This is a genomic window from Marinitoga arctica (assembly GCF_054657315.1).
The window spans coordinates 73,158-92,605 of record NZ_BAAHYY010000004.1 but is presented as its reverse complement, the minus strand read 5'-3'; the positions used below and the strand labels follow the sequence as shown (position 1 = coordinate 92,605).

24 protein-coding genes are annotated in these 19,448 nt (G+C 27.2%); 7 read left to right on the top strand and 17 right to left on the bottom strand.

Annotation, left to right across the window (positions count from 1 at the left end):
* Nucleotides 1-2: 2 nt before the first annotated feature.
* The 11 genes from ACYQ44_RS02285 to ACYQ44_RS02235 all read right to left on the bottom strand — a co-directional run bounded on the left by ACYQ44_RS02285 (nucleotide 3) and on the right by ACYQ44_RS02235 (nucleotide 10,581).
* Nucleotides 3-1,118 carry an NADP-dependent isocitrate dehydrogenase gene (locus ACYQ44_RS02285; RefSeq protein ID WP_459994906.1) on the bottom strand — a complete coding sequence of 372 codons (1,116 nt, stop codon included), beginning with the start codon at nucleotides 1,116-1,118 and terminating at the stop codon, nucleotides 3-5.
* A gap of 20 nt (nucleotides 1,119-1,138) precedes the next feature.
* Entirely contained in the window at nucleotides 1,139-2,185 is a 1,047-nt protein-coding gene (gene proB, locus ACYQ44_RS02280; protein ID WP_459994904.1) for a glutamate 5-kinase, read from the bottom strand.
* A 1-nt stretch (nucleotide 2,186) separates the two neighbouring features.
* Nucleotides 2,187-3,431, bottom strand: a complete 1,245-nt coding sequence (locus tag ACYQ44_RS02275; protein ID WP_459994901.1) for a glutamate-5-semialdehyde dehydrogenase — start codon at nucleotides 3,429-3,431, stop codon at nucleotides 2,187-2,189.
* Nucleotides 3,432-3,444: 13 nt separating this feature from the next.
* On the bottom strand, nucleotides 3,445-4,224 hold the full coding sequence (gene proC / locus ACYQ44_RS02270; RefSeq protein ID WP_459994899.1) for a pyrroline-5-carboxylate reductase: 780 nt from the start codon (nucleotides 4,222-4,224) through the stop codon (nucleotides 3,445-3,447).
* Nucleotides 4,225-4,228: 4 nt separating this feature from the next.
* Nucleotides 4,229-4,726 carry a 3-isopropylmalate dehydratase small subunit gene (locus tag ACYQ44_RS02265; RefSeq protein ID WP_459994936.1) on the bottom strand — a complete coding sequence of 166 codons (498 nt, stop codon included), beginning with the start codon at nucleotides 4,724-4,726 and terminating at the stop codon, nucleotides 4,229-4,231.
* Complete coding sequence (locus tag ACYQ44_RS02260; protein WP_459994898.1) at nucleotides 4,726-5,976, bottom strand: 3-isopropylmalate dehydratase large subunit; 1,251 nt, start codon at nucleotides 5,974-5,976, stop codon at nucleotides 4,726-4,728. Before ACYQ44_RS02260 ends, ACYQ44_RS02265 begins: the two co-directional genes overlap by 1 nt.
* Nucleotides 5,957-7,096: a citrate/2-methylcitrate synthase gene (locus tag ACYQ44_RS02255; RefSeq protein WP_459994897.1), complete on the bottom strand. Its 1,140-nt coding sequence runs from the start codon at nucleotides 7,094-7,096 to the stop codon at nucleotides 5,957-5,959. Before ACYQ44_RS02255 ends, ACYQ44_RS02260 begins: the two co-directional genes overlap by 20 nt.
* A 291-nt stretch (nucleotides 7,097-7,387) precedes the next feature.
* Nucleotides 7,388-8,167 (bottom strand): transporter substrate-binding domain-containing protein, encoded by a 780-nt coding sequence (locus ACYQ44_RS02250; RefSeq protein ID WP_459994895.1) that lies wholly within the window; start codon nucleotides 8,165-8,167, stop codon nucleotides 7,388-7,390.
* Nucleotides 8,168-8,370: 203 nt separating this feature from the next.
* Nucleotides 8,371-9,066 (bottom strand): amino acid ABC transporter ATP-binding protein, encoded by a 696-nt coding sequence (locus ACYQ44_RS02245; protein WP_459994894.1) that lies wholly within the window; start codon nucleotides 9,064-9,066, stop codon nucleotides 8,371-8,373.
* Nucleotides 9,063-9,803 (bottom strand): amino acid ABC transporter permease, encoded by a 741-nt coding sequence (locus tag ACYQ44_RS02240; protein WP_459994892.1) that lies wholly within the window; start codon nucleotides 9,801-9,803, stop codon nucleotides 9,063-9,065. The genes ACYQ44_RS02245 and ACYQ44_RS02240 overlap by 4 nt, the downstream gene beginning before the upstream one ends.
* A gap of 1 nt (nucleotide 9,804) precedes the next feature.
* Nucleotides 9,805-10,581, bottom strand: a complete 777-nt coding sequence (locus ACYQ44_RS02235; protein ID WP_459994890.1) for a transporter substrate-binding domain-containing protein — start codon at nucleotides 10,579-10,581, stop codon at nucleotides 9,805-9,807.
* Nucleotides 10,582-10,908: 327 nt separating this feature from the next.
* Here ACYQ44_RS02235 and ACYQ44_RS02230 point away from each other — a divergent pair, with 327 nt between their 5' ends.
* Nucleotides 10,909-11,421, top strand: a complete 513-nt coding sequence (locus ACYQ44_RS02230; protein WP_459994888.1) for a ferritin — start codon at nucleotides 10,909-10,911, stop codon at nucleotides 11,419-11,421.
* A 40-nt stretch (nucleotides 11,422-11,461) separates the two neighbouring features.
* Here ACYQ44_RS02230 and ACYQ44_RS02225 read toward each other — a convergent pair whose 3' ends face one another.
* From ACYQ44_RS02225 to ACYQ44_RS02200, 6 genes are read right to left on the bottom strand one after another with little or no spacing between them, the layout of a single operon-like run.
* A complete protein-coding gene (locus tag ACYQ44_RS02225; RefSeq protein ID WP_459994887.1) occupies nucleotides 11,462-12,598 on the bottom strand; it encodes a family 1 glycosylhydrolase in 1,137 nt (378 codons plus the stop codon).
* 15 nt (nucleotides 12,599-12,613) lie between these two features.
* Nucleotides 12,614-13,069: a secondary thiamine-phosphate synthase enzyme YjbQ gene (locus ACYQ44_RS02220; RefSeq protein ID WP_459994885.1), complete on the bottom strand. Its 456-nt coding sequence runs from the start codon at nucleotides 13,067-13,069 to the stop codon at nucleotides 12,614-12,616.
* A gap of 10 nt (nucleotides 13,070-13,079) precedes the next feature.
* Entirely contained in the window at nucleotides 13,080-14,132 is a 1,053-nt protein-coding gene (locus tag ACYQ44_RS02215; protein ID WP_459994934.1) for a YqeG family HAD IIIA-type phosphatase, read from the bottom strand.
* On the bottom strand, nucleotides 14,116-14,361 hold the full coding sequence (locus ACYQ44_RS02210; protein ID WP_459994884.1) for a DUF4911 domain-containing protein: 246 nt from the start codon (nucleotides 14,359-14,361) through the stop codon (nucleotides 14,116-14,118). The genes ACYQ44_RS02215 and ACYQ44_RS02210 overlap by 17 nt, the downstream gene beginning before the upstream one ends.
* 58 nt (nucleotides 14,362-14,419) lie before the next feature.
* The gene (locus tag ACYQ44_RS02205; protein WP_459994881.1) at nucleotides 14,420-15,703 is read right to left on the bottom strand and encodes a PhoH family protein; all 1,284 of its coding nucleotides are present in this window, start codon (nucleotides 15,701-15,703) and stop codon (nucleotides 14,420-14,422) included.
* Between the two features lies 1 nt (nucleotide 15,704).
* Entirely contained in the window at nucleotides 15,705-16,271 is a 567-nt protein-coding gene (locus ACYQ44_RS02200) for a 3'-5' exonuclease (RefSeq protein WP_459994880.1), read from the bottom strand.
* Nucleotides 16,272-16,450: 179 nt separating this feature from the next.
* On the opposite strand from ACYQ44_RS02200, the gene rpsF reads away from it, so the two are divergent.
* From rpsF to ACYQ44_RS02170, 6 genes are all read left to right on the top strand, one after another.
* Nucleotides 16,451-16,837: a 30S ribosomal protein S6 gene (gene rpsF, locus ACYQ44_RS02195; RefSeq protein WP_459994878.1), complete on the top strand. Its 387-nt coding sequence runs from the start codon at nucleotides 16,451-16,453 to the stop codon at nucleotides 16,835-16,837.
* A 13-nt stretch (nucleotides 16,838-16,850) separates the two neighbouring features.
* Entirely contained in the window at nucleotides 16,851-17,357 is a 507-nt protein-coding gene (locus ACYQ44_RS02190; RefSeq protein WP_459994876.1) for a single-stranded DNA-binding protein, read from the top strand.
* Nucleotides 17,358-17,369: 12 nt separating this feature from the next.
* On the top strand, nucleotides 17,370-17,594 hold the full coding sequence (rpsR, locus tag ACYQ44_RS02185; RefSeq protein ID WP_459994875.1) for a 30S ribosomal protein S18: 225 nt from the start codon (nucleotides 17,370-17,372) through the stop codon (nucleotides 17,592-17,594).
* 107 nt (nucleotides 17,595-17,701) lie between these two features.
* Nucleotides 17,702-18,151 carry a 50S ribosomal protein L9 gene (gene rplI, locus ACYQ44_RS02180; protein ID WP_459994874.1) on the top strand — a complete coding sequence of 150 codons (450 nt, stop codon included), beginning with the start codon at nucleotides 17,702-17,704 and terminating at the stop codon, nucleotides 18,149-18,151.
* A gap of 3 nt (nucleotides 18,152-18,154) precedes the next feature.
* Nucleotides 18,155-18,997 carry an MBL fold metallo-hydrolase gene (locus tag ACYQ44_RS02175; protein WP_459994873.1) on the top strand — a complete coding sequence of 281 codons (843 nt, stop codon included), beginning with the start codon at nucleotides 18,155-18,157 and terminating at the stop codon, nucleotides 18,995-18,997.
* An 18-nt stretch (nucleotides 18,998-19,015) separates the two neighbouring features.
* Complete coding sequence (locus ACYQ44_RS02170) at nucleotides 19,016-19,444, top strand: NfeD family protein (protein WP_459994871.1); 429 nt, start codon at nucleotides 19,016-19,018, stop codon at nucleotides 19,442-19,444.
* Nucleotides 19,445-19,448 lie beyond the last annotated feature (4 nt).

Sequence of the window (19,448 nt, the reverse complement as noted above, 5' to 3'; positions counted from 1 at the left end):
TTTTAAAAATTATTAATAATTTTATTAGCAAATTCTTTTGTTGAAAGTATTTTTTCTGTTTTTTTTGTAATATCTTGTGTTCCATATCCTTCTAAAATTGTATTTTCAAGAGATTTTTTTATTAATTCTGCAGCATCTGAAAAACCGATATATTCTAGCATCATTACACCTGATAATATAAGAGAAGTAGGGTTAGCCATTTCTGGATTTTTAATTCCAGGAGCAATTCCATGTGTTGGTTCAAACAAAGCAATTTCATCACCGATATTTGCTCCGGGAACTATTCCTATCCCTCCAATCTGTGCTGCTGCAGCATCAGATAAATAATCTCCATTTAGATTAGGGGTTATTAAGACATCATAATCTTTAGGATTTAACAATAATTGTTGAAACATATTATCTGCAATTATATCATTAACTATTATAGAATTATCGTTTAATTCTTTTTTATATTCTTCTGCTACATCGTAACACCACTTCCTAAATGCTCCTTCTGTGTATTTCATTATATTTCCTTTGTGAACAATAGTTATTTTTTTCCTGTTATTTTCAATGGCGTATTTAATCGTTTTTTTCATTAATCTTTTGGTTTTAAACTCACTAATGGGTTTTATACCTATTGCAGATTTATTTAATTTTATTCCAAAATGCTCTTTTAAAAAATTAATTATTTCCTTGCTTTCTTTTGAGTTTTCTTCCCATTCAATACCAGCATAAACATCTTCTGTATTTTCTCTAAATATTATAATATCAACATCTTCTGGTTTTTTCACAGGTGCATCTATTCCATTAATATATTTGACAGGCCTTATACATGCATAAAGGTCTAGGGTTTGTCTCATAGCAACATTTAAGCTTCTATAACCACTTCCCACAGGAGTTTCAAGAGGACCTTTTATTCCAATTTTATATTCCTTTAATGATTTTATTGTTTCTTCTGGTAAAAGTGTGCCATATTTTTTTAAAGCCTTTTTTCCAGCATAAATTTCTTTCCATATAATTCTTTTTTCCCCAGCATATACATAATCTATAGCTTTATTCCATACTTTCATAGCTGCATTCATTATATAAGGTCCTATCCCATCTCCTTCTATATATAAAATTATTTTTTCCTCCATAATTTCACCTCTCTTATAGTTCAGTTCATAATAACAATGTTATCTGTATGAATAAATTCTTCATAATCGAATTCCTTTAATATTTCTTTACTTTTTTTTCCTTTAATCATATCAATTTCATCTCTTGTGAAATTAGCTAAACCTTTAGCTATTAATTTATTTTTATAATAAATATTTACAGGATCGCCTTTTATAAAGTTCCCTTCAGTTTTTTCAATTCCAACTGGTAATAAACTTTTTCTTTTTAATATTGCCTCTTTTGCTCCCTTATTTATATATATTTTTCCTTTGCTCTTTGATAAATATGCTATCCAAGCTTTTTTATTTTTCATTTTTTTGTTTGGCATAAATATTGTTCCTGGATTGTTGCCATTTATAAACATATTTATATTGTATAAATAATTTCCATTACAAATGCATGTTTTAACTCCAGCATCGGATGCTATTTTTCCTGCTGATATTTTAGAGTCTATTCCGCCAGTTCCAAAGGATGTTTTTTTAAGCTTTAATAAATTTATTGAATCGTTATATTCTTTTATTATTTTTTCATTTTCGTCATAAATTCCATCAACTGAGGTTAATATTATTAATCCATCTGCTCCCCATCCAACTGAGAAATATGCAGAAAGCATGTCATTATCACCAAATTTAATTTCTTCAATTGATATAGTATCATTTTCATTTATTATAGGGATAATATTTAATTGATTTAACCCAATAAGTGTATTTTTAAGATTTAAAAATCTATATCTATTGGAAAAATCATCTCTTGTTAATAAAATTTGAGCGATCTTTTTATTATAAAAATCAAAAGCCTGTTCATATATCTTCATTAATTGAACCTGGCCAACAGCACATAATGCTTGTTTTTGCGATAAGCTTTTTAAGGGATGCAAATTTAAGTATTTTAATCCTGCAGCATTTGCTCCAGAAGATACTATTACAACCCTTTTCCCGTCATCTATTAAAGATGATATTATAGAACTTAAGTTTATTATAAATCTTTTATTAATCTCATTATTTTTAATGAGAAGATTGCTTCCTATTTTTATAACAATTTTTTCCATATTATTCCCTCACATTATAATTTCCAAAAATTAAATATTTATATGTTGTTAATTCTTTTAGTCCGACAGGACCTCTTGCATGCATTTTTTGTGTACTTATTCCCATTTCTGCACCCAATCCAAATTCTCCACCATCTGTAAATCTTGTTGATGCATTAATATATACAGCAGCTGAATCTATCTCGCTTGTAAATTTCATAGCGTTAAAGTAATTTTCTGTTAATATGGATTCTGAATGTCCTGTTGAATATTTTTTAATATGTTTTATAGCTTCATCTAAGCTATTTACTATTTTTATTGATAAAATTAAATCAAGATATTCTGTTGCCCAATCTTCTTCAATCGCTTTATTAACGTTTACTATTTTTAATGTTTCATCACAACCTCTAATTTCTACATTTTTTTCCTCTAATCTTTTCTTTAAATCTGGCAATATTTTTTTAGCAATATTTTTATGGATTAAAACAGTTTCAACAGTATTACATGTGCCAGGTCGTTGTGTTTTAGCGTTATCTATTATGTCTATAGATTTTTTTATATTAGCAGATTCATCCACGAAAATATGACAAATTCCAACACCTGTTTCCAAAACGGGAACTGTAGCATTTTTTACAACGAAATTTATTAAACTTTTTCCTCCTCTAGGAATAATTAAATCTAAATATTCATTTAATTTAAGCATATCATTCACAATGTCTCTATTAGTATCTTCTATTATTTCTATTGCATTTTCTGGAATATTAGATTTTTTTAACCCTTTTTTTATAGCATTTACTATTGCTTTATTAGAATTTATGGCATCAGATCCACCTCTTAATAATACGGTATTTCCAGATTTTAAAGATAATATAGTTGCTTCTAGTGTTACATTAGGTCTTGATTCGTATATAATGCCTATAACTCCTAATGGAACTCTTACCTTACTAATTCTTAAACCATCTTCCCTTAAGAATGAATCATATATTTCACCTACAGGATCTTTAAGGTTTATAACTGTATTACATGCATCAATCATTCCTTTAATTCTTTTTTCGTTTAATTCCAATCTATCAATTAAAGATTTTTTTAACCCTTTTTTTTCAGCTAATAAAACGTCTTTTTGATTTTCTTTAAGAATATATTCCTTACTTTTTTCAATTTCCTTAGCAATTTCCGTAATTGCTTTGTTTTTTTGTGATGCGGTCATTTTTTTTAGAATTTCAGAAGCATCTTTTAAATTTTTTGCTTTATTAATTAATTCATTCATATTATCCCCTCTCTCATAAGTGTTTGTTTTTTAAATATGATTCATATATTGATTTCATAATAGCTCCTTTTACTCCCTTTTGTTCAAGCTCGTATAATCCTTTTATTGTTACCCCGCCAGGAGAAGAAACTCTATATTTTAATTCTGATAGTTCAATTTCTTCTTTTTCTAAGAATTTAATAGATCCTTCAAATGTTTTTAAAACTATATCTTTAGCAGTTTCTGCATGTAATCCAATATTTATAGCTCCTTCTATAAAGCTTTCAAGAATAAAAGCGACAAAAGCTGGACCGCTACTATTTAAAATAGTAAAAGCATCAAATTTTTCTTCTTCTAATTCTAAAATTTTTCCCAAAGGTTTCATTAATTCTATGAGTTCTTTTTTGATTTCTCTTTCTATTGTATTGTTAAAAGTTATTGCTGTTACACCTTTTCCTATTTTTGATATTACTGTAGGCATTATTCTTATTACATTATTTTTTTTAGTTTTTTCTGAAATTTCTTTTAATTCTTTTCCAGCTGCAGTACTTATTATGTAATTATCTTTTTCTTCGATTTTTGATATTTCATTAAAAACTTCATTTATATGTTGTGGTTTTACTGCAACAAATATGTATTTAGAATTTTTGTATACATCTTTAATTGATTTGCAAATATTTATATTTTTATATTTTTCATATTTTTTAAGTTTTAATCTTGTTCTATTTATAATATTAAAAGTGTATTCCCCATTATTTAATGTTTCTAATAACATGCTTCCAATATTGCCAATACCTATAATTCCAATATTCATATTTTCACACTCCATAATCACCATATTTTTTTATATATTCATCAATACCATTTATTTCTAATATTGAATTTACAAATTTTGGAAATGGAATAAAGCTATATTCTTTTTCTTGAGTTATATTATAAATACTACCTTTTTCTGTGTCTATTTTAAGAATGTCACCCTCATTAATTTCATCAACTTCTTTCAATTCAATTACAGGTAATCCTATATTTATTGAATTTCTATAAAAAATTCTGGCAAATGATTTTGCTATAACACAAGAGACACCAGCGACTTTTATAATTCTTGGTGCATGTTCTCGTGAAGATCCTAATCCGAAATTTTGACCACCAACGATTATATCTCCATTTTTGACTTTTTTGGAAAAATCTATTCTAGCATCTTCTAAGACATGTTTGGCTAATTCTTTGAGGTTGGAACGCAAATGGAAATATCTTCCAGGTGCTATATGGTCAGTTGAAATATTATCCCCGAATTTCCAAACTTTTCCTTTTAGTATCATTTCAACACCTCCCTTGGATCTGTGATGTAACCTGTAATAGCTGTTGCTGCAGCTACTGCTGGTGATGATAAATATATTTCTGAATTTGGGTTTCCAGCCCTACCATGAAAATTTCTATTTTGAGTAGATAATACTTTTTCACCATCTGCAGGTACACCCGCATGTACCCCAACACAAGGGCCGCATCCTGGCGGGAGAATAGTAGCACCTGATTCAATGAATATATTAATTAGTCCTTCTTTTAAAGCTTTTAAATAAATATCTTTTGAAGCTGGCGCTATGATTAATCTAACATCCTTTGCTTTTTTCTTATTTTTTAATATATTTGCAACAATTCTTAAATCCTCGATTCTTCCATTTGTACATGTTCCGATATAAATCTGATCAACTTTTATTCCCCTGGCTTCCTTGATGGGTTTTGTGTTATCTACTGTATGAGGAAATGCTACTTGGGGCTCAATTTTTGACATGTCTATTTCAATGATTTTTTCATATTTAGCGTTTTCATCAGGTATCATTTCCTTAAAATCTCTTTCTCTTCCTTGCAATTTTAAATACTCTTTTGTGATTTCATCTGTTGGGAATAATCCTACTTTAGCTCCGGCCTCAACTGCCATATTAGAAATTGTTAGTCTTGATTCCATTGATAGATTTTTAACACCCTCACCAGAAAATTCTAATGCTTTATATGTTGCACCGTCTGCTCCGATTAACCCTATTAAATACAAAATAACATCTTTAGCATATACTCCAAAAGGTAAACAGCCTTTTAGAATAATTTTAAATGTTTCTGGAACTTTTAGCCAAACCTTTCCTAATCCATATGCTAAAGCAATATCAGTAGAGCCCATTCCTGTTGCAAAAGCACCTAAAGCACCTGCGGTACATGAATGAGAGTCAGCACCTACCACTATGTCACCTGGTTTGGCATGTTTTTCAGCTACAATTTGATGAGAAATTCCTTCTCCAATATCATATATATTAGCGGAAGTTTTCTTGCAAAAATTTCGTAATTTAGTTTGAGAATTTGATAATTCTTTTCTTGGACTGGGAGAAGCATGATCTATAAAAACAAAGGATTTAATTTTTATATCTTCAAAATTTAAATAATTAAATTGATCAACAGTTAAAGGTCCAGTTCCATCTTGAACAAAAGCCAAATCAACATCTGCAACAATTATTTCACCAGGAACAACATCTCTTCCAACATGATGACTTAAAATTTTTTCAGCTAAAGTTTTTCCCATTTTCTTCAACTCCCTTCATTTCTTTATATTTTAAATTCTTTGGACCGTTATATATAGATCTTGGTCTGAATATTCTGTTATTTTTTCTATATTCCATCGCGTGAGATGTCCAACCTACTATCCTAGCCATTGCAAATAAAGTAGTAAAAAACTCTGGAGGTATGTTAAAATAATTGTATAAAATACCAGAATAAAAATCTACATTTGGAAAAATTTTTTTATCTTTAAATTCTTTTATTACAATTTCTTCAACTTTTAAAGCTATTTCAAAATATTCAACATTTTCCTTAATAAATAATTCTTTTATCCAATGTTTTAATATTTTTGCTCTTGGATCATAAGTTTTATATATTCTGTGACCAAATCCCATAATTTTTTCTTTGTTAGATAACAGTTTATATATGTAAGGTTCAACATTTTCAACAGTTTTAATTTCTTTGAACATATTTAAAACTTTCTCATTGGCACCTCCATGCAGCGGTCCTTTTAAGGTTCCTATAGCAGTTGTTATGATAGAATATATATCAGATAATGTAGAAGTTGTAACAGTGGACGCAAAAGTTGAAGCGTTCATCCCTTGTTCCATATGTAAAATTAAAGCTTTTTCAAACAATTTAGAATTTTTAGGAATTTCTCCAAACATCATATATAAAAAATTATCAGAATGATTTAAATTTTCATTTGGATGTATAATATTAAGATTGTTTTTTATTCTATACCAATATGCAATTATCGTTGGGATTTTTGCTGTTAAATTAATAGCATTTTCTAACGTGGAATAATCTTTTTTTGAATATATGCCTAATAATGAGACAACACTTCTTAAAACGTCCATAGGATGGGAGTTTTTAGGAAATAATTTCATCATTTCAATGATTTCATTTGGCAAGTCACGTTTTTTTGATAACATTGAAACTAAAAAATCAATTTCGTTACCGTTTGGCAAAGAACCAAACCAGATTAAATATGCGGTTTCTTCGAAATTAGAATTTTCAACTAAATCTTCTATTTCAAATCCTCTATAAACTAATTTACCCTTTTCGCCATCGATAAAAGAAATTGAACTTATAGCAACAGCAACACCTTCTAAACCATGTTTTACATCAAGTCTTAAATCCATTTTTCCACCTCCTGCATATAAAAAAGGCCACACTATATAGTGTGGCCTTTAATTCCCATAAGTTTAAATAGAAATATACACCGAACTTAGGGTGTTAAAAGGCCACACCTTGGGTTCGGGTTGATTATTATTTGTTAAATTATATTGATATTTATTGAAATTATTCATTATAATGACCTCCAATTTGCTCTAATCTTTTTTAATAACATTTATTGGATTTTAACATATTTATTATTAAATGTCAAGTATTTTTTTACAAAAATATTTCAGTAACATTTATTTAAATTTATTTTAATCATTATTCCAATTATAGTTTATTATCCATTGTTGTTTTAACTGTTCTAAAGTGCCGTCTGTTTTTAAGGTTTCTATAACAGTGTTTAACCATAGAAGCAAATCTATATCTTCTTTTTTAACTGCAATTCCTAGATTTTCTTTTGTTAGAAGTTCGTTTTCCATTTTAATTGAGGGATATTTTTTTGATAAACTACCAAAATACAAATCATCAAATATAATTGCATCCGCTTTTTTAGTGATTATTTGATATGCTGCAGCATCTACAGTTTCAAATGTTAATATTTTTGCTTTAGGGAAAAATTTTCTTGCAGCGATTTCTCCAGTAGATCCTAATTGAACAGCAATTGTAGCTTTTTTCCCCATTTCAATAACTTTTTTAATAGAAAGACCATTAGGGTATTTTTCTGAATTATATATTAATGCTTGACCAGTTTGATAATATGGTATAGTAAAATTAACTTTTAAAGCTCTTTCTGGAGTTATTGTCATTGCAGCTAAAATGATGTCAAATTTGTTTGTCATTAAAGCGGGGATAATTCCATCCCAATTTGTGATAACGAATTTAACTTTTACCCCTAAAAAATCAGCTAAGATTTTCGCAAAAGCTATATCATGACCTATACGTTCCCCATTTGTATTTATTCCATAAAAAGGAGCATATGCTGGATCCTGACCTACCAACAAAACACCTCGTTTTTGAATATCTTCTATTTTTCCACCAAAACTCACAAGTACTAAAATAATAACTAATAAAATACCAAAAAATCTTTTCATAATACAACACCTCCATAATTAATTTGTTTTTATATAAAAAAAGCCACATCTTTTAAGATGTGGCCATTATCTGATTGCATTTGAGTTAATATGGCAACTCAAAGTGTCAGCTTATGGCCACACTTTAAATGATGATGTAATGAATTTGTATTTTTAAAAAATGAGTAGTATTTAATTATATTTATCATAAAAAAACCACCTTTCTATGCTATTTCATATTTTAATTCAGTTTTAAAAAAAACTTCTGGATCCATATTCTCAAGTATTTTCCCATCTTTCATAAATATAATTCTATCTCCTGCTTTTTTTGCAAAATCAACTTCATGAGTTACGACTATCATAGTTTTCCCTATTTTCGATAATTCAACCATTGTTTCTTTTACTTCATAGACTAAGCTCGGATCAAGAGCAGACGTTGGTTCATCAAATAATAATATTTCAGGATCCATAGCTAAGGCTCTTGCAATACCAGCTCTTTGTTGTTGACCGCCGGATAGTTGGGATGGATAATTATAAGCTTTATCCTTTAAATGAACCTTGTTTAATACGTCTAAAGCTTTTTCATAAGCTTCATTTTTTTTCATTTTTTTTGTCCTAATTAATCCTAATGAAATATTATCTATTATATTTAAATGAGGAAAAAGATTATGCTGTTGAAAAACAAAACCAATTTTTTGAACCAAAGTTTTTCTTGTATAATCCAATATATTTTTTTCTTCTAAAATTATGATTCCTTTTTCATAGTTTTCTAATCCGGCAATGCATCTTAACAATGTGGATTTACCTGAACCTGATGGTCCCATAATTACTAAAACTTCACCTTTTGAAACTTTTAAATTTACCCCTTTTAATACCTCTAATTTACCAAAACTTTTTTCTAAGCTTTTTATTTCAATCATATTATTGAAAACCTCCTTTCAAAATATTTTCCTAATAATTGAAGAAGTGATGTAATTGTAAAATAAAATATAGCTACAGTTATATAAGATTCAAATGATGCAAAAGATGAGGTGGCAATCTGTCTCCCGATCATAGTTAATTCTTGCAATGCTATAACAGATGCAAGAGAACTATCTTTTACTAAACTTATAAATTGTCCAGTTAAAGCGGGTAATGTTGTTCTAAAAGCTTGTGGTAATAATATATCTGTATATAAGTAAAAAGTATTTAATCCTATAGTTTTTGCAGCTTCAACTTGCCCTTTTGGTACTGCTTCGATGCCACCTCTTATTATTTCTGAAACATATGCTCCTTCAAATAAGGATAGAGATACAATAGCTCCAATCATTGCACTTATTTCAATCATAGATCCAACACCATAATATATAATAAGAATAATTACTAATAGAGGTATATTTCTGAAGACAGTTGTATATGTATTAGCAAATTCTTTTAAAATTTGGTATTTAGATGTTTTCATTACACCAAAAATAATACCTATTATTAATGCAAAAAAAACAGAAAAAACAGAAATTTTTAAAGTCATATAAAACCCTTTCAAATATAAGTTCATATATTTGAAAGGAACTTTCTGCCAATTAAAAGGATACGTTTTTGACATTTCATAATAAAAAATACCTAAGATAAATATTAATACAACATAAGCTATAGATTTTTGCAAATATTTTTTTTTCAACTTATTCACCCCAATTATAATCTATCATCCATTTTTGTTTTAGTTGTTCTAAAGTACCATCTGTTTTTTTGCATTCTAAAAATGTGTTTAACCATAGTAGTAAATCTAAATTTTCTTTTTTTACAGCAATTCCAAGTTTTTCTTTGTTCAGAAGTTTATTCCAAACTTTAATAGCAGGATATTTTTTAGAAATGGAGCCATAATATAATTCATCAAAAATAAGAACATCCGCTTTTTTAGTAATTATTTGATATGCAGCAGCATCTACTGTTTCAAAAGTTAGTATTTTAGCATTAGGAAATAATTTTTCTGCAGTAAATTCACCAGTTGTACCTAACTGAACAGCAATTTTAACATTACTTCCCATTTTTTTTAATTCTTCTAAAGTAATTCCATTAGGATATTTTTCGCTATTGTAAAAAACGGTTTGGCCTGTTTCGTAATAAGATGTAGTGAAATTAACTTTCAATGCTCTTTCTGGAGTTATTGTCATCCCTGCTAAAACAAAGTCAAATTTATTTGCTAATAAAGCAGGAATAATTCCATCCCAGTTCGTAATAACGAATTTAACTTTTACCCCTAAGACATCAGCCATCATTTTTGCTAATTCAATTTCATAACCTACCCTTTCGCCTTTATCATTTACACCATAAAACGGAGCATATGCGGGATCTTGTCCAACTAATAAAACACCACGTTTTTGGATTTCCTCTATTTTTCCACTAAAACCAATAAATGCAACAATAACCATCAATAAAATACCAATAAACTTTTTCATAAATAACACCTCCATATATAAATTAAATTTTAATCTTTTATATAAAAAAAAAGCCACACCTTTAAAAGGTGTGGCCTCTGATTTTCCTTGAGTTAATACGACAACTCAAGGTGTCAGCACGAAGCCACACCTTGAGCGATGTCTCAATATTATATTTGAAATAAAATCATTCATCTTTTTTAAATTCATCTTTTTCATACTATCAACCTCACAATTTTTTTCTCGATTATACCATAAAAAAATTATAATGTCAACTATTAATTATTTGTTTTTATAGAAAAAAAATGATATAATTACAATATAAGAAATATTACAAGGAGGGATACTATGATATCAAAAACTATGGAAGAGGCGTTGAATAAACAAATTAATGAGGAATTATTTTCTGCTTATTTATATTTATCCATGGCAGCCTACTTTGAAAGAAAAGGTTTAAAAGGATTTGCAAATTGGATGAATGTTCAATATCAAGAAGAAACATTTCATGCTATGAAAATGTACAATTATTTGCTAGAAAGAGGAGGAAAAGTTAAATTATATGCAATTAAAGAACCTAAAAATGATTGGGATTCACCTTTAGAAGTCTTCAGTGAAACCTTAGAACATGAAAGGCATATTACAAAATGCATTAATGATCTTGTAGATTTAGCTGAGAAAGAACATGATAGGGCAACATTTAACTTTTTACAATGGTATATAGATGAGCAAGTTGAAGAAGAAGCAAATGATGAGGAAATTATTGCAAAATTAGAGTTAATCAAAGATAATCCAAATGCTTTATTTATGTTAGATAGAGAATTAGCCTCGAGAACTTTTATCGAACCAGCTGCTACAGAATAATTAAATAATAAAAGCATCTGCAATTTCGCAGATGCTTTTATTATTGTGTATATTTTTCTAAATATGAAGGAATTCCATTATTAATTATTATATTAGAATAAATTTTTCCACTTGATCTTATATGAAATTTAATGTTTTCATAATCAAATTCATATAAACCATATTTAGCAGAAAAACCATATTCCCATTCAAAAAGATCAAAAAGTGATCTATAATGAAAACCATAAACTTTAATACCTCTTTTTAAAACATTATAAATATAAGTAAGTGTTTTTATTAAAAATGTTGATCTATATATATCATTTTCATCTGCTATGCCAGTACCCATTATCAAAATAGGTTTATCTAACTTTTTAATACTTAATAGGTATTTATATATGGAATCTGGATTTATTATATTTCCGATATCATCTTTTTGTACGGGTTTAGAATTATTATAATTTTTTTCACCATCATAACTAATTGAAATAAAATCTATATATTTTAAAAGGTTATTTTTTTTATAATCAAATAAGTCGTAAAAAATATTTTTTGTAAAAGATACTTTGGAAAAAATATTATTTTTCTTTATAGAAATGTATGTTTCTTTATGAAGAACATACAAATTATCAATAAAGTTTTTTAAGTTTTCTATATTTGAAAATCCATTTGGAAAGGTTTTCTCTTGAAAGCTTTTTTTTACAAGTTTTCCAGGTTCAAAAAAAGTTATATAATAGTCAACAATGTTTCCTAAATAGCTTAATACAATATTTATATAATCTCTGAAAAATATAAGATTTTCTTTTTTATTAAAACCTCCAATTTTTTCAAACCAAGAAGGGACTGTAAAGTAATTTAAAATAATAATAGGCTCTATATTATGACGTTTTAAATTTAAAATGAAATTTTTATAGCTTTCTAATTTCTTATGATTAATAAAATTCATTTCAGGCATTATTTTAGCCCATTCTATAGAAAAAGATATAGAATTAAAATTTATTTCTTTGGATAAATTAAAAATTTCATTAAAAAGGTTAATATTAACATCATCCAATATATTTAAAGTGGAACCGTCTTTAATATGCCCTTTTTTTTGCCATTCATCCCAATTGGTTTTATTATTAATTTTTTCGATTTGATATGAAGAAAATGTGCTCCCCCATAAAAAACCTTTTGGAAATGTTATGTTTTTTTCCATAATCCCCCTCCGATACTAACTATTTGAAATGCCGAAGGCTTTCAAAATAACTCTTTTTTGTCTTTGCCCATCAAATTCAGCATAAAATATTTCTTGCCATGGGCCTAAATCTAATTTCCCATTTGTTATAGGTACTAAGATTTGATGATGCATTAATAAATTTTTTAAATGAGCGTGACCATTTACTTCCCCAGTTCTATGATGTTTATATGGATAATTTTGAGGAGCCAGTTTTTCTAACCATTCTTTTATATCTTCAATTAATCCTGGTTCATAATCATTTATATATATAGAAGCGGTCAAATGCATAGCTGAAACAAGAACATATCCATCCAAAATACCAGACTCTTTAACAAATTCTTCGACAACATCGGTTAAATGGATAATTTCTATTTTTTCTTTTGTATTAAACCATAAATACTTAGTCACACTTTTTGTTTTATTGCATATAATTTCATTATCAAATTTCACAATATCCCCCCTAAAATTTTGGTTTTTCTCGCATCGTTTTTATGCTTAGTTTTTCAAAAAACCTTAAAATTTTAGTAAAAACTCTTTCTTTGTTTGATAATGGATTAACTTTTATTGTATAAAATCCACAGTTGTTTCCTGCTATTATATCAGTAAATAATTGATCGCCAATTAGAACAACATGAGAAGGATCAACATTCATTTCTTTAACTTTCTTTTTGATTTTATAAGGAAATGGTTTTAATGAATAACCCATAACATTTATTCCGTATTTTTTCACTTGTTTTTTAATTTTATCAAATCTATATTCTTTTCCATTAGAAGCTATAAAAATTTTAAAATCTTTTGATAATTTTTCAAATAAATTTAAGATGTTTTTTGGAATTTCTTCTGAACGCCACGTTGCCAAAGTATTGTCAAAATCAAATATTAATAATTCATATTTTTTTTCTTTTAATTTATCATAATTAATATCAAAAACTGAATTTACAAATTCGTTTGGCACTGCTAAATCCATTACTCTAAATAGCCATCCTAATGTATAGAAGAATATAAAATAAGTTAATTTTGATAAAAAAGCAGTAACTTTTTTATACGCAGCATCGATTTCGTAAGTGTATGGATTAACTAATATAGTATATAAACCATTTTTGTTACCAACTAAAATATCTGTAAAAAATAAGTCGCCAATTAAAACGGTTTCTTTGGGAGTTGAATTTAAATCTTCTAATACTTTTTTTAATTTTTTTGAAAATGGTTTTTTCATTTTCCAAAAAATTTTTACCTTTCCACAAGTTTTTTCTTTAACATTATTTATTCTTTTTTCAGGGCCATTAGAAACCACTGCTAATTTAAAACCTAATCCATGTAATTTATTAAAAAGGTTTAATGTTTTATTATCAATTTGTTGTTTCCAAGGAGCTAATGTAAAATCATAATCAAATAAAATAGTAGTAAAACCAAGCTTTTTTAATTTAATATAATCTATATCAAAAATAGATGGATGATGCTCATAAGGAATAGGAACATATTTATAAGGATTTTTTTTAGACTTTTCCGTCATTGGGTTCAACCCTTACAACCTCCAAATCTGTTAAATCTTTTAATGAATTAATTAACATTAAAGATTCTTTTAAAGTATCTTTCGGACAAATTATTTTCATCAAATTATTTTCTACTACATTTCTAACATTCATAAGATTATCTACAGATTCTAATAAATAAGTAACTAGATGGATATCTTCCTTTTTTACTTTTAAATATATATCATATTCTAAAATTTTATTATTCATTATATCATCCTTTCATTCATAGTTTGCTATATTTTACCTTAAAATTCTTAAAATGATTTTACAATAGTTCTGCAGCTTTTGTAGCAAGTTCAGATCTTTCACCTTTCAATAAATATACGTGAGCAGATAACTCAGAATTTTTAAGTTTTGATGAAGTATAAGTTAATCCATTTGACGAGAAACCAAGATAAGGATTGTCTATTTGAAAAGGATCTCCAGTCAAAATAATTTTAGTGTTTTCTCCTACTCTTGTTATAATAGTTTTTATTTCATGAGGAGTTAGGTTTTGAGCTTCATCAATTATCATATACTGTTCAGGTATCGATCTTCCTCTAATAAATGATAAAACCTCTATCTCTAAAATATCCTTTTTTTGCAAGTATTCATCTGGTTTTTTGCCTTTTCCTTGAAATAGAAATTCAAAATTATCATAAATTGGTTGTAGCCATGGTTTCATTTTTTCTTGTATGGAACCAGGCAAATAACCAATATCCTTACCCACTGGAACAACAGGTTTTGATACTAATAATTTTTTATACTTTTTTTCATCTAATACTTTTGATAATCCAACAGCTAAAGCTAATAATGTTTTACCGGTTCCAGCGCTTCCAACTAATGTTACTAAAGGTATCTCATCGTTTAATAAGGCATCAAAAGCAAAAATTTGCTCTCTATTTCTAGGATTGATTCCGAAAACTTCAGTGAAATAAGAAACCTCAAGTTTTATCAAAGAGTCTTCTTTTCCTGAATATCTATAATAGTTACCATCATTTAAATCGAAGTAGGTATTTGGAGCAGGCTTTTTTTCTAAATTTAATAAATTAAAATTTATTTTCTCTTTAGATACAAGTTTTTTATCGACATTTAATTCTATAAAACCCTGAAAATAATTTTCGTATTCAACTCTATCTGTTAAATAATCTTGAGCATCTATACCAGCTGCTTCAGCTTTTATTCTTAAATTAAGATCTTTAGTAACTAAATAGGTAGGGACATGGTTTTTTTTCTTTAAATAAATAGCATAGGCTAATATATAATCATCCATTTTTTTTCCAAGAAATTGTGGGATTTTTATATTATCTTCTCGTTCAATTGTCATAATTTTTATTAATCCGCCATTTTCTAATTTTATACCTTTTCTTAAATTTCCTTTTTTTCTTAAATTGTCTAAAATTCTATTAACTTCACGTGCTGCAGCTCCTGTTCTTTCACCTCTGGTTTTTAAATTATCAATTTCTTCTAATACAGGAAAAGGAATAATTACATTGTTGTCTTCAAAATTAAAAATAGCTTTAGGATCATGGATTAAGACATTCGTATCCAAAACATAGTTTTTTACCATACTATCCCCTCCATTTTTTTATAAATTCCCCCAAACTTCTTAAGCCAAATCTTTTGATAAATATAAGAAACAGTTTAGCTGTCATTAAAGCATCATCATGAGCTCTATGAGACTTTCCTGTGTAAATATTAAACTTTTTAGAAAGATATTCTAATGAATATGGACCTTTATTTAATAGAACTTTTGAGATTTCTAATGTGTCAATATAATAATTTTCAATAGGTAAAATACCACTTTCTTTTGCGGCTACATCTAAAAACATCATGTCCATTTTTGCGTTATGAGAAACTAATATCGTGTTAGAAATATATTCTTTAAATTTAGGAAAAATTTCAATTATGGTTGGAGCATTTTCTATATCTTTATTGTTTAATTTATGGAACTGAGAACCTTCAACAGGAATGGTGATTTTTGGGTTTATTAATGTATGAAATTCATATTTTCTTTTAATTTTTCCATTGAATATTGGAATAGCAGCAATTTCAATAATTCTATCTCCTAAATAGGGAGATAACCCAGTAGTTTCTAAATCAAAAGATACGAATACTTGTGTTTCAAGATTATACATTATATTACCTCCTAAAAATAGTATAGCATAAAAATATATAAGTTGCAATTTTAGTTTCAAATATTTATTAATTTGAATAAGATTGTGTTAAAAATTTCCATATAAATGTATTTTTTGGTATAATATTGAAGAAAAAAATCCCGCTCTTAAAAGGGCCAAAATGTCCGAGGAGGTGTAGTATGAAGGAAAGAATTTATGAGGTTATGTTTATTGTTTCTCCAGAATTATCTGAGGAAGCTAGAAACAATGAATCAGAAAAAGTAAAGGGTTGGATTGAAGAAAAAATTGGTGGTGAAATCCAACATTGGGAAAGATGGGGCGTTAAGAAATTAGCTTATAGAACCCATCAAGGTTATACTGAAGGTGATTATACTTGGGGTGTTTTTAAAGCTTCTCCAGAGAATGTAAATGAATTAGACAAACTTTTTAAAATTAATAGTCAAAACACTTTTAGATGGCAAGTATTTAGAAGAGAAGATTTAGAAAAAGCTGAAAAAAGTAAAGAAAAAAAAGCTGTGGAAAATCAAGAAGTAATAGTTGAAGAACCTGTAAATACTGAAGAATGATAGGGATGAAAATATGAGTTACTCATTTAATAGGGTTATTTTAGTAGGTAGGCTTACTCGTGATCCTGAAGTTAGAATGACAACATCAGGAGATAAAGTAGCTAATTTTACATTAGCTGTAGATAGGCCTAATTGGAATAATGACTTTAATGGTCAAAAAACAGATTTTATTAGAATTGTTGTTTTTGGGAAAAAGGCTGAATTTGCTGAAAATTATTTAAAAAAAGGTGTTTTAATTCTTGTCGAAGGAGCATTAAGAATAAATACCTGGAGAGATCAAAATAATAACTATAGAGAAAGAGCAGAGGTTTCAGCATCAAGTATACAATTTATGGAATCAAAGGCAAGCAGAGATGCTTATATTACTGACAATTTTGAGAATAATTCTCAAATTGAAGTTATTGAACCGAATATTGATGAAATATCAGATGATCTGGATGATTTTACTAATGATGATTTTCCGCAATTTTTTCCTATTGATGATGGTAATCCGGAAGATGATACCCCACCAAATTTTTAGGAGGTGAATTAAATGGCATTTAGAAGACCAAGAAGAGTAAAGAAATGTAAATTATGCTCAATGAAAGTTGAATATATAGATTATAAAAATACAGACTTATTAAAAGATTTTATAAATGAAAAAGGTAAAATTATTCCAAAAAGATTAAATGGTAATTGTTCAAAGCATCAAAGAATGGTTAAGACAGCTATAAAAAGAGCAAGACAAATGGCATTATTACCTTTCATAAATGACTAATCAAAAGGAGGCTTAAGCCTCCTTTTTTCTATTTAAAAATATAAAACTTAAATTTAAAATAAATATGGTATACTTAAATAAAAATAAAAGTAATGGAGGTTGATAAAATGAAAGTTATGTTATTAAAAGATGTTGCTAAAGTTGGTAAAAAGGGAGAAATAGTTAAAGTTTCAGATGGTTATGGAAGAAATTACTTGATTCCTAGAGGATTAGCTATTGAAGCTAAAGATGGCGAAATAAAACATGTTAAGAAAATACAAGAGGTTAAAACAGAAGTTAAACAAAGAAGGAAAGAAAAAAACGAAAAATTGTTAAAGAAATTACAGGAAAGAGTTTATAAAATAAAAATAAAAACAGGGGCTAATGGAAAACTATTTGGTGCTATAACTTCAAATGATGTATCGAATTTAATTAAAGAATCAACAAATATAGATTTTGATAAAAGATGGATTGCAGAAAAAATCAATATAAAAGAAATAGGACTATATACATTAAAGTTAAAATTGCCAGAAGGAGTAAAAGGAGAGATAAAATTAAAAGTAGAACCTTTAGACTAATGGATGGTGAATGTTTTGGAATTTATAATTAGATCAAAAGCATTATATACAACATGGATATATTATAAACCTGATAGACTTTTATTTGATGTAGGAGAAGGAATCAGTTCTGTTTTAGGAAATAAAATATATAGCATAGAAAAGATATTTATTTCACATTCTCATGTTGATCATATAGCTGGATTATGGGGATTTATAAATACTCGTAATAATGCTATGGGGAGTAGAGAAAAAAATCTTGAAATTTATTATCCTAAAAATTCGAAAAATATTGAGGAATATTTAAATTTTATACAAAGAATGAATAGGCACTTAAGATTTAAATTATCCATATATGAAGTAGAGCATGGAGATATAATAAATTTAAAAAATAATAGATATTTAGAAATTTTCAAAACAAGACATACCCCAGGCGAAAAATCTATAGGATTTCAAATTTTGGAAAGAAGAAGAAAATTGAAAGCTATTTTTAATAATCTATCTGGTGAAGAAATAAAAAAGATGATAGCTGAAAAAGGAAAAGAAAATATTTTGGAGGAATATACAAAAAAGTTGATTACAATAAGCGGAGATTCTTTACCTATTTCTCCTGATATTATAGAAGATACTGATACTTTAATTCATGAGTGCACATTCATAAAAGAAAAAGATAGAAAACTAAGAAATCATACATCTTTAGATGAAATAAAAAAATTATTATCGATAATAAAACCAAAAAGAGTAATATTATATCATATTTCTAGTAGATATAACAAATTAATAAAAAAAACAATTAAAGAACTAAGAGATGAATATCCTGATATTGAATTCCATATTGTTCATCCAGAGGAAGTTTCTATTATTTAATGTGAAAGGGGGGGTTAGATGTTGGAATGGCAATTTTGGCTTATTTTAGGTATAATATTTATTATTCTTGAAATTATTACTCCTACATTCTTTTTCCTTTGGTTTGGAATTAGTTCCTTTATCACATCTATATTAGGTGTGTTTGTTTCAAATAAATTTATTACTTCTACAACTTTTATAATTTTATCCACAATATTATGGTTATTTTCACGAAAAATAGTAAAAAAATGGTTTGAACCTGAAAATTCAAAAAATTTTCACTTAGATGAATTAATAGGAAAAACAGGAATTGCATTAAATGATTTTGATAAAGACACCTCTGGAATTATTAAAGTTTTTAGTGAAGAATGGAGAGCATATTCAATTGATGAAAAAATAAATAAAGGTGATAAAGTAATTGTTTTAAAAAGGGAATCGAATTTTCTTATAGTAAAAAAACAATTGTAAGGAG

Coding starts and splice junctions, on each gene's coding strand:
- ACYQ44_RS02285 (WP_459994906.1), bottom strand. CDS start 1,118: ATGGAGGAAAAAATAATTTTATATATAGAAGGAGATGGGATAGGACCT.
- proB (WP_459994904.1), bottom strand. CDS start 2,185: ATGGAAAAAATTGTTATAAAAATAGGAAGCAATCTTCTCATTAAAAAT.
- ACYQ44_RS02275 (WP_459994901.1), bottom strand. CDS start 3,431: ATGAATGAATTAATTAATAAAGCAAAAAATTTAAAAGATGCTTCTGAA.
- proC (WP_459994899.1), bottom strand. CDS start 4,224: ATGAATATTGGAATTATAGGTATTGGCAATATTGGAAGCATGTTATTA.
- ACYQ44_RS02260 (WP_459994898.1), bottom strand. CDS start 5,976: ATGGGAAAAACTTTAGCTGAAAAAATTTTAAGTCATCATGTTGGAAGA.
- ACYQ44_RS02255 (WP_459994897.1), bottom strand. CDS start 7,096: ATGGATTTAAGACTTGATGTAAAACATGGTTTAGAAGGTGTTGCTGTT.
- ACYQ44_RS02250 (WP_459994895.1), bottom strand. CDS start 8,167: ATGAAAAGATTTTTTGGTATTTTATTAGTTATTATTTTAGTACTTGTG.
- ACYQ44_RS02245 (WP_459994894.1), bottom strand. CDS start 9,066: ATGATTGAAATAAAAAGCTTAGAAAAAAGTTTTGGTAAATTAGAGGTA.
- ACYQ44_RS02235 (WP_459994890.1), bottom strand. CDS start 10,581: ATGAAAAAGTTTATTGGTATTTTATTGATGGTTATTGTTGCATTTATT.
- ACYQ44_RS02230 (WP_459994888.1), top strand. CDS start 10,909: ATGATATCAAAAACTATGGAAGAGGCGTTGAATAAACAAATTAATGAG.
- ACYQ44_RS02225 (WP_459994887.1), bottom strand. CDS start 12,598: ATGGAAAAAAACATAACATTTCCAAAAGGTTTTTTATGGGGGAGCACA.
- ACYQ44_RS02215 (WP_459994934.1), bottom strand. CDS start 14,132: ATGACGGAAAAGTCTAAAAAAAATCCTTATAAATATGTTCCTATTCCT.
- ACYQ44_RS02210 (WP_459994884.1), bottom strand. CDS start 14,361: ATGAATAATAAAATTTTAGAATATGATATATATTTAAAAGTAAAAAAG.
- ACYQ44_RS02205 (WP_459994881.1), bottom strand. CDS start 15,703: ATGGTAAAAAACTATGTTTTGGATACGAATGTCTTAATCCATGATCCT.
- ACYQ44_RS02200 (WP_459994880.1), bottom strand. CDS start 16,271: ATGTATAATCTTGAAACACAAGTATTCGTATCTTTTGATTTAGAAACT.
- rpsF (WP_459994878.1), top strand. CDS start 16,451: ATGAAGGAAAGAATTTATGAGGTTATGTTTATTGTTTCTCCAGAATTA.
- ACYQ44_RS02190 (WP_459994876.1), top strand. CDS start 16,851: ATGAGTTACTCATTTAATAGGGTTATTTTAGTAGGTAGGCTTACTCGT.
- rpsR (WP_459994875.1), top strand. CDS start 17,370: ATGGCATTTAGAAGACCAAGAAGAGTAAAGAAATGTAAATTATGCTCA.
- rplI (WP_459994874.1), top strand. CDS start 17,702: ATGAAAGTTATGTTATTAAAAGATGTTGCTAAAGTTGGTAAAAAGGGA.
- ACYQ44_RS02175 (WP_459994873.1), top strand. CDS start 18,155: ATGGTGAATGTTTTGGAATTTATAATTAGATCAAAAGCATTATATACA.
- ACYQ44_RS02170 (WP_459994871.1), top strand. CDS start 19,016: ATGTTGGAATGGCAATTTTGGCTTATTTTAGGTATAATATTTATTATT.